10 protein-coding genes are annotated in these 15203 nt (G+C 55.0%); 6 read left to right on the top strand and 4 right to left on the bottom strand.

Annotation, left to right across the window (positions count from 1 at the left end; translation table 11 throughout):
• Positions 1-25: 25 nt before the first annotated feature.
• The 5 genes from livH (at position 26) to DCH402_RS19825 (ending at position 4952) form a co-directional block, all read left to right on the top strand.
• Entirely contained in the window at positions 26-952 is a 927-nt protein-coding gene (gene livH, locus DCH402_RS19845; protein WP_027713527.1) for a high-affinity branched-chain amino acid ABC transporter permease LivH, read from the top strand.
• Positions 949-2223, top strand: a complete 1275-nt coding sequence (locus DCH402_RS19840) for a high-affinity branched-chain amino acid ABC transporter permease LivM (protein WP_040003042.1) — start codon at positions 949-951, stop codon at positions 2221-2223. The genes livH and DCH402_RS19840 overlap by 4 nt, the downstream gene beginning before the upstream one ends.
• Complete coding sequence (livG, locus tag DCH402_RS22690) at positions 2220-2990, top strand: high-affinity branched-chain amino acid ABC transporter ATP-binding protein LivG (protein ID WP_040003040.1); 771 nt, start codon at positions 2220-2222, stop codon at positions 2988-2990. The genes DCH402_RS19840 and livG overlap by 4 nt, the downstream gene beginning before the upstream one ends.
• 6 nt (positions 2991-2996) lie before the next feature.
• Entirely contained in the window at positions 2997-3698 is a 702-nt protein-coding gene (gene livF, locus DCH402_RS22685) for a high-affinity branched-chain amino acid ABC transporter ATP-binding protein LivF (protein ID WP_040003038.1), read from the top strand.
• A 69-nt stretch (positions 3699-3767) separates the two neighbouring features.
• Entirely contained in the window at positions 3768-4952 is a 1185-nt protein-coding gene (locus DCH402_RS19825) for an aminotransferase-like domain-containing protein (RefSeq protein WP_040003035.1), read from the top strand.
• Positions 4953-5077: 125 nt separating this feature from the next.
• Here DCH402_RS19825 and DCH402_RS19820 read toward each other — a convergent pair whose 3' ends face one another.
• Positions 5078-6715, bottom strand: a complete 1638-nt coding sequence (locus DCH402_RS19820; protein WP_040003034.1) for a methyl-accepting chemotaxis protein — start codon at positions 6713-6715, stop codon at positions 5078-5080.
• Between the two features lie 693 nt (positions 6716-7408).
• Here DCH402_RS19820 and DCH402_RS19815 point away from each other — a divergent pair.
• Positions 7409-8317 (top strand): hypothetical protein, encoded by a 909-nt coding sequence (locus tag DCH402_RS19815; protein WP_040003032.1) that lies wholly within the window; start codon positions 7409-7411, stop codon positions 8315-8317.
• A 95-nt stretch (positions 8318-8412) separates the two neighbouring features.
• Here DCH402_RS19815 and DCH402_RS19810 read toward each other — a convergent pair whose 3' ends face one another.
• From DCH402_RS19810 to DCH402_RS19800, 3 genes are all read right to left on the bottom strand, one after another.
• Positions 8413-10038: a methyl-accepting chemotaxis protein gene (locus DCH402_RS19810; RefSeq protein WP_040003030.1), complete on the bottom strand. Its 1626-nt coding sequence runs from the start codon at positions 10036-10038 to the stop codon at positions 8413-8415.
• A 578-nt stretch (positions 10039-10616) separates the two neighbouring features.
• Entirely contained in the window at positions 10617-12296 is a 1680-nt protein-coding gene (locus DCH402_RS19805; protein ID WP_040003027.1) for a methyl-accepting chemotaxis protein, read from the bottom strand.
• Positions 12297-13074: 778 nt separating this feature from the next.
• Positions 13075-14757 carry a methyl-accepting chemotaxis protein gene (locus tag DCH402_RS19800; RefSeq protein WP_040003026.1) on the bottom strand — a complete coding sequence of 561 codons (1683 nt, stop codon included), beginning with the start codon at positions 14755-14757 and terminating at the stop codon, positions 13075-13077.
• Between the last annotated feature and the right edge of the window lie 446 nt (positions 14758-15203).

The raw sequence follows: 15203 nt of genomic DNA, 5'->3' as shown, positions 1-15203 counted from the left end.
CGGGGGCAATATCTAAGGTTAAGGTATGTCCGAGCAGTTCCTCTATTTCCTTCAGCAGATGTTCAACGGCGTGACGTTGGGCAGCACTTATGCGCTGATCGCCATTGGCTACACCATGGTTTACGGCATTATCGGCATGATTAACTTCGCCCACGGCGAGGTCTACATGATCGGTAGCTATGTTTCTTTTATCGTGATTGCCGCACTGATGATGATGGGCATCGATGCCGGCTGGCTGTTGATTAGCGTCGCGTTCATCGCGGCGGTGGTGATCTCCAGCGCCTATGGCTGGAGCATCGAACGCGTCGCCTACAAACCGGTGCGTAATTCCAAGCGACTGATCGCGCTGATTTCCGCCATCGGTATGTCGATTTTCCTGCAGAACTACGTCAGCCTGACGCAAGGGTCGCGCGACGTGGCGTTGCCGAGCCTGATCCACGGCCAGTGGGTGTTGGGCGAAAGCAACGGCTTCGCGGCGACGCTCTCTTCCATGCAGCTCACCATCTGGGTAGTCACCTTTCTGGCGATGCTGGCGCTGACGCTGTTTATCCGCTATTCCCGTATGGGGCGCGCCTGCCGCGCTTGCGCGGAAGACCTGAAAATGGCCAGCCTGCTGGGCATCAGCACCGACCGAGTGATTTCGCTGACTTTCGTCATCGGCGCCGTGATGGCGGCGGTGGCCGGGGTACTGCTGGGCCAGTTCTATGGCGTGATTAACCCCTATATCGGTTTCATGGCCGGTATGAAAGCGTTTACCGCTGCGGTGCTGGGCGGTATCGGCAGTATTCCGGGGGCGATGATCGGCGGTCTGATTCTGGGGATTGCCGAGTCGCTGACCTCCGCCTACCTCAGCACCGAATATAAAGATGTGGTCTCCTTCGCGCTGTTGATTGGGGTGCTGTTGGTGATGCCGACCGGGATTCTGGGCCGTCCGGAGGTGGAGAAAGTATGAAACTGCACACGCTGGTTAATGCCGTGGTCTCGGCGCTGGTACTGCTGGTGCTGGCCACATTCCTGATGGGGATGCAACTGAGTCTGGATGGGACCCGGCTGGTGGTGCACGGCGCGGAAAAACTACGCTGGATGTGGATTATCGCCGCCTGCGCGCTGGTATTCCTGTTTCAACTGCTGCGCCCGGCGCTGGCGCAAGGGGCAAAGAAAGTCTCCGGACCCGGTTTTGTGCTGCCGGGTTTTGACGGCAGTACGCCGCGACAGAAACTGCTGGCGCTGGCGTTGGTTATCGTCGCGGTGGTCTGGCCGTTCGTGGTGTCGCGCGGTACGGTGGATATCGCCACGCTGACCATGATTTACATCATTCTGGGCCTCGGCCTGAACGTGGTGGTGGGGTTGTCCGGTCTGCTGGTGCTGGGATACGGCGGCTTCTACGCTATCGGCGCTTACACCTACGCGCTGTTGAGCCACTACTATGGCCTTGGCTTCTGGCAGTGTCTGCCGCTGGCGGGCCTGACGGCGGCGCTGTCCGGTTTCCTGCTGGGTTTCCCGGTGTTGCGCTTGCGCGGCGACTATCTGGCGATCGTCACCCTCGGGTTTGGCGAAATCGTGCGTATTCTGCTGCTGAATAACACCGGTTTTACCGGTGGGCCGAACGGTATCAGCCAGATTCCAAAGCCGACGTTCTTCGGGCTGGAGTTTAACCGTGCCCCGCGCGAAGGCGGCTGGGATACCTTTCACCATTTCTTTGGCCTGAACTATGACCCGAGCGACCGCATCATTTTCCTGTACATGGTGGCGTTGTTGCTGGTGATGCTGACGCTGTTCGTCATCAACCGTTTGCTGCGTATGCCGCTGGGCCGAGCCTGGGAAGCGCTGCGTGAAGACGAAATCGCCTGCCGTTCGCTGGGCCTGAGCCCAACCAAAATCAAGCTGACCGCGTTTACCATCAGCGCCGCGTTCGCCGGTTTCGCCGGTACGCTATTCGCCGCCCGTCAGGGGTTCGTCAGCCCGGAATCCTTCACCTTTGTGGAGTCGGCTTTTGTGCTGGCGATTGTGGTGCTGGGCGGAATGGGCTCGCAGTTTGCGGTGGTTCTGGCGGCCATTCTGCTGGTGGTATCGCGTGAGTTGATGCGTGACCTGAACGAATACAGCATGTTGCTGCTGGGCGCCCTGATGGTACTGATGATGATTTGGCGTCCACAGGGGTTGCTGCCGATGAAGCGTACGCAGATCAAGTTGCAGGTTGAGAAGAAGGAAGAGCAGGCATGAGTACGCAGCCATTATTGTCGGTCCGGGGCCTGATGATGCGCTTCGGCGGCCTGCTGGCGGTCAACAACGTCGAGCTGGATTTGCACCAGGGCGAGATCGTGTCGCTGATCGGCCCCAACGGCGCGGGTAAAACCACGGTATTCAACTGTTTGACCGGTTTCTACCGCCCCACCGGCGGCACCATTTTGCTGCGCTCCCAGCATCTGGAAGGCTTGCCGGGACAGCAGATTGCCCGCATGGGCGTAGTGCGTACCTTCCAGCACGTGCGCCTGTTCCGTGAAATGACGGTGATTGAGAACCTGCTGGTGGCGCAACATCAGCACCTCAAGAGCGGTGTGTTCGCCGGTCTGTTAAAAACGCCGGGCTTTCGCCGCGCCGAAGCCGATGCCCGGCAGCGCGCCGCGGTTTGGCTGGATCGGGTGGGTTTGCTCGATCTGGCGAACCGTCAGGCGGGGAATCTGGCGTATGGTCAGCAGCGTCGGTTGGAGATCGCCCGCTGCATGGTGACCCGTCCGGAACTGCTGATGCTGGATGAACCGGCCGCCGGCCTGAACCCGAAAGAGACGGAAGAGCTTAACGAACTGATTATCGACCTGCGCGGCAATCACCAGGTTTCCGTGCTGTTGATCGAGCACGACATGAAGCTGGTGATGGGTATTTCGGACCGGATTTACGTGGTGAATCAGGGCACGCCGCTGGCGAACGGCACTCCGGCTGAAATTCGTAACAACCCGGATGTGATCCGTGCGTATCTGGGTGAAGGATAAAACGTTATGTTGTCATTGAATCAGGTTTCTGCGCACTACGGCAAAATTCAGGCGCTGCATCAGGTCAGCCTGCATATCAATCAGGGCGAAATCGTGACGCTGATTGGCGCCAACGGTGCGGGTAAAACCACCCTGTTGGGCACACTGTGCGGCGAGCCGCGCGCCTCGCAAGGGTCTATCGTGTTCGACGGCAAAGACATTACCGACTGGCAGACGGCGCGCATCATGCGTGAAGCCATCGCCATCGTGCCGGAAGGCCGCCGGGTATTTTCCCGCATGACGGTGGAAGAGAACCTGGCGATGGGCGGGTTCTTCGCCAGCCGCGAACAGTATCAGGAACGCATTGTGCGCGTGTACGACTTGTTCCCGCGGTTGTATGAGCGCCGTGCCCAGCGCGCCGGCACGATGTCCGGCGGCGAACAGCAAATGCTGGCTATCGGCCGTGCGCTGATGAGCCAGCCGCGCTTGCTGTTGCTGGACGAACCCTCGCTGGGGCTGGCGCCGATCATCATTTTGCAGATTTTCGACACCATCGCGCAGTTGCGCGAAGAAGGCATGACCATCTTTCTGGTGGAGCAGAACGCCAATCAGGCGTTGCGTCTGGCGGATCGCGGCTACGTGCTGGAAAACGGCCGTGTGGTGCTGGAAGACACCGGTGATGCTTTGTTAGCTAACGAAGCCGTGCGTTCTGCCTACCTTGGCGGTTAAAATCTTTCCGGGCCGAATTCCATCGGCCCGTTTTTCTATCATCCTTTCAAAAAATAAGTGAGATTCGACATGTCAACGGATGGGTTACTGGCGCAGCGCATGGCGCGCCTGAAAAGCTCCGCGATTCGTGAATTGCTCAAGCACAGCAAAATGGACGGCGTGATTTCGTTGGCGGGCGGCATTCCTTCTGATGCGTTGTTTGATTTCCAGGGACTGAATGAAGCGACCCAACTGGCGATTACTGAGCAGCCGAAATCGGCGTTTCAGTATGGCCTGACCGAAGGCAGCCCGCTGCTGCGCGAGCGTATCGCCGAGTTGTGCGCGCTGCGTGGCGTGCTCACGCAGGCGCAGGACATCGTGGTGACGGCCGGTTCCCAGCAGGCGCTGGATCTGGTGATGCGCGCCACCACCAATCCGCAGGATATTTTTGTGGTGGAACGCCCGACCTATCTGGCGGCGCTGCAAACGCTGGAACTGGCGGAAGCGCAGGTGATGTCGGTGTCGTCTGACGAAAACGGCATGGTGGTGGACGAGTTGGCTACCCTGCTGGAAACCACGCGTATCAAGGGCGTCTATCTGGTGCCGAACTTCGGTAACCCGAGCGGCGTGACCCTGAGCGAGGCGCGTCGCCGTCAACTGGTGGCACTGGCCGCCCGCCACGATTTTCTGATCGTGGAAGACGACCCGTACGGCGAACTGCGTTTCACCGAAGAACGCCACGCCACCCTTTATCAACTGGCGAAAGAGGCCGGACACGCCGACCGTGTGATCTATACCTCATCGTTCTCTAAAGTTCTGGCGCCGGGGTTGCGTTTAGGCTGGGCGATTCTGCCTGAATGGTTGCTGCATAATGTGGCGATTATCAAACAGGCCGCCGACCTGCACGCCAGCTCGCTGTCGCAGACTATCGTCGAATACTACCTGGGAACCGGGCGTTTACCGGCACAGATTGACAAGATTCGTCAGGCTTACCGCCGGAAAGGCGAACTGTTGTCTGAACTCATGGCTAGTGAGCTGGGCGATGTGATTAGCTTCAATCAGCCGAAAGGCGGCATGTTCCTGTGGGCGCGTTTCCGGCAGCCGTTCGATACCACCGCCTGGCTGCAAAAAACGCTGGCGCAAGGCGTGGTGTTCGTGCCCGGCGAGTTCTTCTTCGCCGATAAGCCGGACCAGTCAACGTTGCGCCTGTCGTTCGCTACCGCGACTGAAGAGCAGATGCACGAGGCGGTCGCCCGCCTGCGTCGCGCGCTGTAACCGGATACCTCAAACGATGATGACCGCTGCCGTCTGGCAGCGGTCAGGATGACACTTCCTGCAATGGCAAGCCATCGCGGTTGACCCAGCCATCAAGGTCTAAACCGCGCTGGGACTTACCGGATTCAGTGCATAATCACCTGATTGCTGTCCATATTGACGACCTGATCCTGTGTGACCATATCGAGTCGCTGGCGGGAAATCATGTCTTCGACGATAAACACTTTAATCAAATCAACCAGATGTGTGGCCTGGCTGCTGAGGCTGTCTGTCGCGGTGGCGGATTCCTGCACCAGTGCGGCGTTTTGATGCGTGACCTGATCAAGCTGGGCGACCGCCGTATTGATTTGCGAAATACCCAGTTGCTGTTCGCTGGTCGAGAGGCTGATTTCATTAATTAAGTGAGCAACCTGACGCGTTTGTTCCAGAATATTGCCCATCGTGCCGCCGGCGTGAGTAACGAGCTCCGCGCCTGCCGCAATTTTTTGTACACTTTCGGTAATCAGGGTGTTGATGTCGTGGGCGGCGCTGGCGGAGTGCTGCGCCAGTGAGCGTACTTCATGGGCGACGACCGCAAAGCCTTTCCCTTCTTCTCCTGCCCGTGCCGCTTCCACGCCGGCGTTTAACGCCAGAATGTTGGTTTGAAAAGCAATACTGTTAATGAATTGAATAATATCGACAATTTTTTGCGAACTGCTCCTGATATCGTTCATCATCGTGATGACCTGGCTGAACATCTCATTACCGGTTTGCGCGGTTTGCGTCGCGGTATTGGCCAGGTCGGTGACGTGTTTGACTATCTCAACATTGTGAGTAACGGCATTGCTGATCTGCTCCATTGACGCCGCCGTTTGTTGCAGGCTGGCGGCTTGCTCCTCGGTGCGTTGGCTCAAATCACTGGTGCCACTAGCGATTTCATTCGAACCCAGCGCGATGGAATAACTGCTCTGGCGCACCTGATCAACGATGTGGCATAAATTCTGGCGCATTACCTCAATAGCGGCCAGCACGCTGCGGGTGTCGTTTTCTTTCAGTGCGATGTTGATGGCCAGATTGCCCTGCGCGATTTGCTGTGCGATATACGCCGCTTCAGCCGGTTCGCCGCCGAGCTTACCTTTTACCTGTCGGGTAATGAACCAGGCAATCAGGCTGCCTAATACTAGCGCCATCATGGTCAACAAAAACATGATGTTGCCCGAATCGCTAGCCAGTTCTACCGAACCGGCAGCTAACTCATTGGTTTTATTCTTTTGGTAGATGATGATGTCGTCGATTGCCCCCATCAGCTTAACCTGTGCCGGTTTAAAGTCGTTGAGAATGACGTTTCTGGCTTCTTCAGTGCGGTTAGCAAGGCCAAGCTCAATCACTTTTTTCAGCGCGGTGATGGCGGCTGGCCGTGCATCTTCCAGTGCTTTTAATAGCGCCTTCGCTTCGGATGAGGCCGTCACTGTGTTGTAGCGCTGAAGCAGGGCTGTGCTGTTGGCAACCGCCTCATCAATCCGCTGTTTTTCCGCTTGCTTCTGTAACGGGTCAGATGACAACACTAAATCGCGCGCCGCGTTGGATACCGTCATGATGTTGCTTTGATAGGTCTCCATCATGATCAGTTTAGGCACCCTGTTGTCTGATAAATCATGAATGTTGCTGCTTAACTGCCAGAGCTGTATGCGGCCGAATCCCGCAACGATAAAGCCAATCAGTATGACGATGGCGAAGCTGGAAGCGAGCATGGTGCTCAATTTCATGTTATTGAGAGTGTTCATAATATCCCCTGCCTGTGTGATGCAACGGTCTTAGCCAGAATGAAGGTATATAGCGGCCTGTTGGTCGTGCAGATGCCGGCATACCCGTTAACGTCCACCATGTTTTTTCATACAGGCATCGAGCGGATACCAGGTATTTCAGAGAAAACACCCCCCGGAGCCATGGTCCATTAAATGGCTCTAAGTGTCAGAAATAGAGTGTTACCCGTGATAAAAAACACGGTTACATCGCTTGCTGTCACGCTTGTTGAATAAGCGTTTGCACTGGTGTTGAGCCGTCACACGCATAACTACACGATGGAGGGCAGAAAAGTGTGGGGATCAGCGTAAAGTGTCATCCTGATGGATGCCGTTGGGCTGAATGTCACTTCCGTGATGGTTATTTCTTCAGCTGATGGCTTAACTATGTGTGGAGAATGGTGTTTTGTCTAATCGCAAATTTTTGTATGGCCGAGGGAGAGATACCTACCTGGGTTATTTGTAAAAATCACTCGGTATTTTTATTTTAATATCAATATATTAAGTGGTTTTTGGCGGCGTCTGACCGGTTGTGAATCCATCGGGCCTAAAGACGGCGGGTGTGGTGCCGTTATGTTTCAATATATGTCAGAAAAATTCTGCCTGAGGGTGTCTGATGGCACCCATGCTTAATTTTTACTGATGGATCATGACAGACACGGCACAGGACTTCGCATGACATCTCCCATTTCTTTCAACCGTACTGTTGCGGGCTCGTCAGCGCCGTATGCAGGAACCGATAGTGACGCTGGCACGGCGCAGGCCGGCACCGAAGCTGATACATCCCGCGAGCAGCAGTCGTTCACCTCTGTGCTGGTGCAATTCAGCGACGAGGTGCGTAAGCGTATTGATGCCGCGATGCGGGTTAATATGAGCAAGCTCGACAACGCCGACCAGGATTTGGCGCGCGGGCGGATTGAGCAAATCAAGCGACGTATCCAGATGCTGAAGATGATGCTGCTGTCGCTGGCCGGTCAGGCGGTGCCGCCCGGTATAATGCGCGAAATCCGCCAGTTGGCCAGAGAACTGGGTCAGGCGGCGAACACATTGAACGAAGGCGGCGGGGGCGGTATGGCAGCGGCCGTTACGGCAGGCGGGGCGGGAGGAGAAAATGCCTCAGGCGTTGCAGCAGAAAACGACGGCGATACCTCCGGACTTTCCGGCGCTATGGCCGATGCCGCGGTGAGTGATAATACTTCTGCCGGATTCGATAGAGGGGAAGATGCCGGCGGTGCGGCGTCGGCGGCAAAAAACGGTGAAGACGCCTCTGCGCAGGAAGCGGAGCACTGGCAGAATGTGGCGGCGGCGCTCAGTGAACGGGGGAGCGGTACGTCGCAGCGTCGGGAGGACGCAAAATCGGTGCAGGATGCCGTGCGCGAGCTGAAATCGCTGCTTGCGATGGTAAAAAATGCAGTCAGAAACGGCGACCAGGAAGCCCAGAAGTACATGCAGGCGATCAACCAGGCGCTTGCCGATACCGAGAAGACGGCTCAGGAGATGAGCATGACTCAAGGCGGAGCAGACATCAGCATTGACCTGACGGCTAATGCCGCAGGCCAGATATCGATTGATGTGCAGGTTTAATGGTCAGACTGCCGCTACGTGCGCGCAATGATTCGGGGAGCCGGCATGTTTTCCGCCTCCCCGATGATGTGGTCGACATGCCGCTTATGCGGTGGTTAGCGTGACGCCAACGCCAGGCGTAAGGCACCGTTGTTATGCGATGTGCGCTGAGTCTGGCCAGCATGACCGGCGAGGATGAACACATTCATCAACTGCACCAGATGACTGGCCTGAGCGTTCAGACTGTCGGCGGCGTCGGCGGATTGTTCTACCAGTGCGGCGTTCTGTTGGGTGACCTGATCGAGCTGGCTGACGGCTTGATGGATCTGGCCGATGCCGGATTCCTGTTCGCTGGTGGTGACGCCTATTTCCCTGATTAGGTCAGCGACGTGGCGAGCCTGAGCAACAATCTCCTGCATGGTGACGCCGGCATGGCCGACACGCTGCGAGCCGCTTTCCACTTTTTCCATACTTTCGGTGATCAGTTCTTTGATTTCTCTGGCGGCAGAGGCGGAGCGCTGCGCCAGCGAACGCACTTCTCCGGCTACCACCGCGAAGCCACGGCCCTGTTCGCCGGCACGAGCGGCTTCCACCGCCGCATTCAGCGCCAGAATATTGGTCTGAAAGGCGATGCCGTCGATAACGCTGATAATATCGCCGATTTTACGCGAACTGTTGGTAATCTCTTCCATGGTGTGGATAACGGCGCTCACCACATCACTGCCTTTAGCGGCGGTCTGGCTGGCGGTGGTGGCGAGCTGGGCGGCTTCACGCACCGTTTCACCGTTCTGGCGGATGGTCTGGCTAATCTGCTCCATCGACGCGGCGGTTTGTTGCAGACTGGCGGCTTGCTCTTCCGTGCGCTGGCTGAGATCGGCATTCCCGATAGCGATTTGCTGCGACCCGGCGGCGATGGATTCGCTGCTTTGGCGGACCTGATTGACGATATGGCTGAGGCTGTCGCGCATGGTGCGCATCGCGGCCAGCAGGCTATTGCGATCATCGGTTTGCAGCGCGACATCCACCGATAAATCACCCTGCGCGACCTGCTGGGCGATATGTGAAGCATAGGCCGGCTCGCCGCCCAGCAACGTCTTGACCCGGCGGGTAATCAGCCAGGCGACGACCACCGCCAGCAGTGCGCTGATGGCGGTGACAATCAATAGCAGGGTGCCGGAGTCGCGGGCATCGTCCATGAAACGCTGGGACATGGCAACGGTATCATTCTTGTGTTCGGTGATCATGGTGTCCATCGCGTTGAACAGCGTCGTTTGCGTCGTCAGCAGATCGCCCAGAATCAACGCACGGGCTTGTTCCTGCTGGCCGGTGAGACTCAAATCCATGACTTTTCGCACCGCAGCGGAATAGGGCGGGCGCGCCTGATTGACCTGCGCCAGCAATTCACGTGACTTTTTCAGCTTCAGTTTTTCATCCAGCAACTGGAGCAACGTATTGTTGCGGTCGATAAGCTGTTCGAGTTCGTGTTTTCCCTGAGCGAGGTGGGTCGCGTCGGTTTGTATCGCGCTTTCCCGAATAATGCGAGCCGCCGCATTCAGATTGTCTTTAATATCCTGCATGGCAATCAGGTTATTCAGGCGAATATTGGACAGGTAATCCAGATTATTGCCCACATGAATCAGCTGGCTGCGCCCGAAAATCGCGACGATAAAACCGATCAGAATCACCAGTATAAAACCGGATCCGAGCATAGCGCCGAGCTTCATATTTTTTAGTATCTGCATCATGTGCCTTTTCTATTTAGGTATTGCCGTCATAAGTAGCTTCGCATCCCTGGTGTGAGGCGAACTGTGTGTATGGGTTAATGATGGGCGCCGGCAGCAAGCCACCACCGAAACAGCCCATCACCAATTGATCTCAACCTGTTATCGTTACGTGAAGAAATGATTTTTTAGTTAATTAACTTTTTAACAAAATGTATGCGCCTCGTTTACCGTGACAACATGCGGAAGAACGAGCGAAATAAAAATAGGCTATTGATTACATGATAAAAATGTCATCCGCTAAAGTAATTGACATTGTTAATCATTATGGAGCGATTGGCACGTATGCATGAGGGAAACATGGTGCCTGCGATGTGGCGCGTTGTTCCGCAACTCGAATCATTTAGGGTATAGGTGGCAAAAAGGCATGATATTTGTGGTGGTATAAAAATAAACTCATCCTGAATAATGCCATTCTTCATGCATGACTGATGCGGTGACGGCTTTATGATGTTTTCCTGGGGCGGTGGGGGCGTTATCGGCGAAGGGAATAAAAAACCGCCACGTTGTCGTGGCGGTTGGTGGGGGATGACGAAACGTCAGAATTGTTCCCAGTCGTTGTTATTGGCTTTGCTGGCCAGCGCAGCTCTGGGTGCCGCGGCGGGTTTTTTCAAGGCGGGTGCCGGGTGACTCTGCCGACGAGGCGGCGGTGTTGCCGACGTGTGCCCAATGGTGAATACGCCCATCAGTTCCACCAGTTTTTCGGCCTGCTCGCTCAGACTATCAGCCGCACTGGCAGACTCTTCAACCAGCGCGGCGTTTTGCTGGGTGATGCTGTCCATTTGGGTAATCGCCTGATTGATTTGCGAAATGCCCGATTCCTGTTCCTGGGTGGTGACGCCGATTTCGCTAATCAAATCGGCAACATGCTGGGCCTGGGTGACGATATCGGACATGGTTTCACCGGCATGCGCTACCAGTCTGGAGCCGCTTTCCACTTTTTCCATGCTGGTGGTGATGAGTTCTTTAATTTCGCGCGCCGCGGACGCGGAACGTTGCGCCAGTGAGCGCACTTCACCGGCGACGACGGCGAAACCACGGCCCTGTTCGCCGGCGCGGGCGGCTTCCACCGCGGCATTGAGCGCCAGAATATTGGTCTGGAAGGCGATGCCGTCAATCACGGTAATGATATCGCCAATCTTGCGGGAACTGGTGCTGATGTCGTCCATGGTATTGATAACATTGTGTACCACGTCGTTGCCTTTCGTCGCCGTCTGGCTGGCGGCGGTGGCGAGCTGAGCCGCTTCGCGCACCGTGTCGCCATTCTGGCGGATAGTCTGGCTGATTTGCTCCATCGAGGCGGCGGTTTCCTGCACGCTGGCGGCCTGTTCTTCGGTGCGACGGCTCAGGTCGTTGCTGCCGATAGCAATTTCGCGGGAGCCGGTGGAAATAGACGAACTGCTATCATGTACCTGCTGCACAATTCCGCGCAGTCTGGCGCGCATATCCTCCATAACAGCCAGCAGGCTGGAGCTATCGCCTGCTTGCAGCTCGACATTGATAGTCAGGTTACCACCGGCAATTTGACGCGCGATATCGGAAGCGTATGCCGGTTCACCGCCCAGCAGTTTTTTGATGCGGCGGGTAATCGCCCAGGCGATCGCAATACCCAGTACGGTAGATAGGCCGGTGAGTACCAGCATCAGGACGCCGGCGAAATTGGCAGACTGGCCGGCATCGTCAGCCGAGCGGCGGGTATCGCTTTTCTGGTAACTCACCATATCACCGATGGCTTTGAAGTAATTTTCCTGCGCGGGTTTCACTTCATTCATGATCACGGCTTTGGCTTCATCCAGCTTATTTTCCTGGCTGAACGCAATCGCTTTTTGTGTGGCGGCCAGACTAGCGGGCCGAACTTGATTGATGCCATCAAATAACGTTTTTTCTTTTGGCGAATTTGCCAGTTCACCGATGCGTTTAATAATGTCGCCGTTTCGCGCAATGGTTTTGGTAATCAGTTGTTTTTCCTGTGCCACCTGGTCCGGTGCGGTAAACAGCGTCAGGTTGCGTACCGAAATGGCAAGGATGTTCAGGTTATCTTTCAGCTCCTGCACCAGCAATAATCCTTCCAGTTGGTCGTGAGCCAACGTATTGATATTGCTGCTTTGTTGCCGTAATTGCAGTTGACCATACCCAGAAACAAAAAAGCTGATGACCAGTACGATGGCGAAACCGGCGCCAAGCATGGTGGCAAGTTTCATATTCTTCAGAATACTCATGGATTATCCCCCGAATGTTATTTTTCATCACAACAAGCTGGTGCTTATATCCCTGTCATTTCTCGATTGCCGGTGCGCTGTTTGCTTTCCCGCTTGTCGAATTATTGAGGGTATAAATACGGGCATCAAAAATGCCAGGTTATTTGTGATGTAGGGAATTAATCTAATCGATGAATATTTGTTATATCTTAAGAGCCGAAAAAAATTACCTGATTGTAATTTTTATTTTTTGTTTTTATTATCAACGTATTGCCGTTGGTTTTTTATTGTCTCGAATAGCGATTATTAATAATAGTTATGTGCGTGACTTTATATTGGCTGACGACTTTTAAACCATGAAGGGGATTTTTCAAAAAAAGTGTGTTTATACCCAAAATAATTCGAGTTGCAGGACAAAACGCGTTGCGTTTTGAACAACGCAACGCGTTGGCCCTTCAGGGCAAGGCTCATAGAGCCTTGTAACGCGGCAAGAGAGAGACAAATTCGTCGGGAACGAATTTGACCAGCCAAAGGCTGGCCTCTGGTGAGAGACAGGATGTCTCTCATTTCATCCCGATGAGCTTACTCAGGTAAGTGATTCGGGTGAACGACAAATCTGCCGGGAGCAGATTTGAACGCAGCTCGCTGCGGCCCGTAGGGCGAGGCCCAGGGATGGGCCGAGTAATAAAGCCAACGCACCTGCAACTTGAAGTATGACGGGTATAAGTTGAAATAAGACAGGTGACGAGCGGTATGTGTTGAAAGAATACCGCCACGTTGCCGTGGCGGTGAGGTGAATTTAGAACTGTTCCCAGTTACTGCTGCCGGCGTCGTTCGCCAACGCCAGCCTGGACGGCATCGATTTTTTCGGTGCGATCCCCGGTCTTTGCAGGGTAGGCGGTTGGTGATTAACCGTATGCTGGGTCGTGAAGACGCTCATGAGCTCCACCAGTTTTGCCGCCTGATCGCTCAGGCTGTCGGCGGCGCTGGCCGACTCTTCCACCAGCGCGGCGTTCTGCTGCGTGACCTGATCAAGCTGGTTTACCGCATCATTAATCTGCGAAATACCGGATTCCTGCTCATGGGTGGTCACGCCTATTTCGCCGATCAAATCCGCCACGTGGCGCGCCTGCTTCACCAGTTCGTCGATAGTGGAACCGGCTTCGCTCACCTGCGCTGATCCCATTTCCACTTTTTCGACGCTGGCAGTAATCAATTCTTTGATTTCTTTGGCGGCGGAGGCGGAGCGTTGCGCCAGATTCCGCACTTCACCCGCTACAACGGCAAAGCCGCGGCCCTGTTCGCCGGCGCGGGCCGCTTCCACCGCGGCGTTGAGCGCCAGGATGTTGGTCTGGAAGGCGATGCCGTCGATAACGCTGATAATGTCGCCAATTTTGTACGAACTGGCGGAGATATCTTCCATGGTTCGGACGATGTTGCCGACGGCTTCGCCGCCTTTGGCGGCGGTTGAACTGGCTGATTGCGCCAGCGTGGTGGCGGTACGCACGGTATCGCCGTTCTGGCGGATGGTCTGGCTCATTTGCTCCATGGAGGCGGCGGTTTGCTGCAGACTGGCGGCCTGCTCTTCGGTACGTTGGCTCAGGTCGGTACTGCCGGCGGCGATTTCACTGGCGCCGGTCGCAATGGATTCGCTGCTCTGGCGCACCTGGGTGACGATTTGCCCCAGTTTTTCCCGCATGTCGTTCATGGCCGCCAGCACGCTCTTCGTATCGCCGTCGCGCAGTTCGACCCGAAAGGCCAGATTACCATCGGAAATTTGCTGCGCCACTGCGGCGGCATAAGCCGGCTCGCCGCCCAGTTGTCCTTTGACCGTACGGGTGATAAGCCAGGCGGTCAGCGCGCCGAGTACCGCCGCGGCCAGCGCCAGCGCCAGCATGACCGTGCCGTCGGCGCGGGCATTATGCATCGACTCCGACACCACGCTCATGGTGACTTTCTTTTGAAAGTCGAGCATGTTGTCCAGCGCTTTGAACACGCCGTTTTGAGCGGTTTGCATGTCATTGAGAATCAGCTCACGCGCCTGATTGCGCTGTTCCGGCTGATCGGACATCCCCAGCGCGACCGCTTTATTGAAGGCTTGCAGATAAGCCGGGCGCGCCAGCGTCAGTTGATTGAGCTGATCGCGCGTTTCCGGCGTATCCAGCCGTTCCGAGAGTTGTTTCAGCACTTCGGTATTACGGGCGATCTGCCGGTCGATCTGCTGCTTTTCACTGGCGATGCGCGAGGTATCGTTACTCAGTGCGATATTGCGCACCAGACGGGAATTGGTATCGAAGCCGGTTTTGGCTTCCTGAATCAACATCATGTTGGTGAGGGTGGTCGCAGAGAGATGATCGATGTCGTCACCTAACCCCACCAGTTGGGTTCGACCAAATGTCGCTACCAGCAAACCGATCACGATGACCAGGGCGAATCCTGCACTTAGCATGGTGCCCAGCTTCATTTTTTTTAGCGCGTTCATAGATGTCCTTAACGTCGTGTATTCCATGCATTCATTTTGGACCTCGTCCGGGAGGTAAATAAAATAGTTCTACAGATGTATAATTTGGATTAGTTCTATTCCATATGAATAAATTTTCGCATTGACCGATTAATCTCCTGTTAATGACGTATAATTTCTAAATAAATAGAAAGATAACGGTTTATGAAATCCGGTAACAAGATTGTTTAAAATCGATAAGTAAATCGATGAAATAACAAGATATAAAATTACCCGTCATTCGATAACAATATAGATTAAGGAATATAAATTTATTTGTCGAATATAATGTGCGTGCTGTCATAAAAACACCATTTTATGACTTATGGTGATGTTTTTTTGCTTAATTAATCGCTGTTGCTATCAATTACGTTCAAATAAAAACGGTGTTTTAATAATGCTGGAGGCCCACTGTAATATTTCCCTGA

Origin of the sequence: Dickeya chrysanthemi NCPPB 402, assembly GCF_000406105.1 — a bacterium.
Lineage (GTDB): Bacteria > Pseudomonadota > Gammaproteobacteria > Enterobacterales > Enterobacteriaceae > Dickeya > Dickeya chrysanthemi.
The sequence above is the reverse complement of the archived record's forward strand: the minus strand, read 5'-3'. Positions and strand labels throughout refer to the sequence as shown.

Bases quoted from the DNA above. Each gene is read 5' to 3' on its own strand.
- DCH402_RS19810 (WP_040003030.1), bottom strand. From the start codon at position 10,038: ATGCAGATACTAAAAAATATGAAGCTCGGCGCTATGCTCGGATCCGGT.
- DCH402_RS19805 (WP_040003027.1), bottom strand. From the start codon at position 12,296: ATGAGTATTCTGAAGAATATGAAACTTGCCACCATGCTTGGCGCCGGT.
- DCH402_RS19825 (WP_040003035.1), top strand. From the start codon at position 3,768: ATGTCAACGGATGGGTTACTGGCGCAGCGCATGGCGCGCCTGAAAAGC.
- DCH402_RS19820 (WP_040003034.1), bottom strand. From the start codon at position 6,715: ATGAACACTCTCAATAACATGAAATTGAGCACCATGCTCGCTTCCAGC.
- livH (WP_027713527.1), top strand. From the start codon at position 26: ATGTCCGAGCAGTTCCTCTATTTCCTTCAGCAGATGTTCAACGGCGTG.
- livF (WP_040003038.1), top strand. From the start codon at position 2,997: ATGTTGTCATTGAATCAGGTTTCTGCGCACTACGGCAAAATTCAGGCG.
- DCH402_RS19840 (WP_040003042.1), top strand. From the start codon at position 949: ATGAAACTGCACACGCTGGTTAATGCCGTGGTCTCGGCGCTGGTACTG.
- livG (WP_040003040.1), top strand. From the start codon at position 2,220: ATGAGTACGCAGCCATTATTGTCGGTCCGGGGCCTGATGATGCGCTTC.
- DCH402_RS19800 (WP_040003026.1), bottom strand. From the start codon at position 14,757: ATGAACGCGCTAAAAAAAATGAAGCTGGGCACCATGCTAAGTGCAGGA.
- DCH402_RS19815 (WP_040003032.1), top strand. From the start codon at position 7,409: ATGACATCTCCCATTTCTTTCAACCGTACTGTTGCGGGCTCGTCAGCG.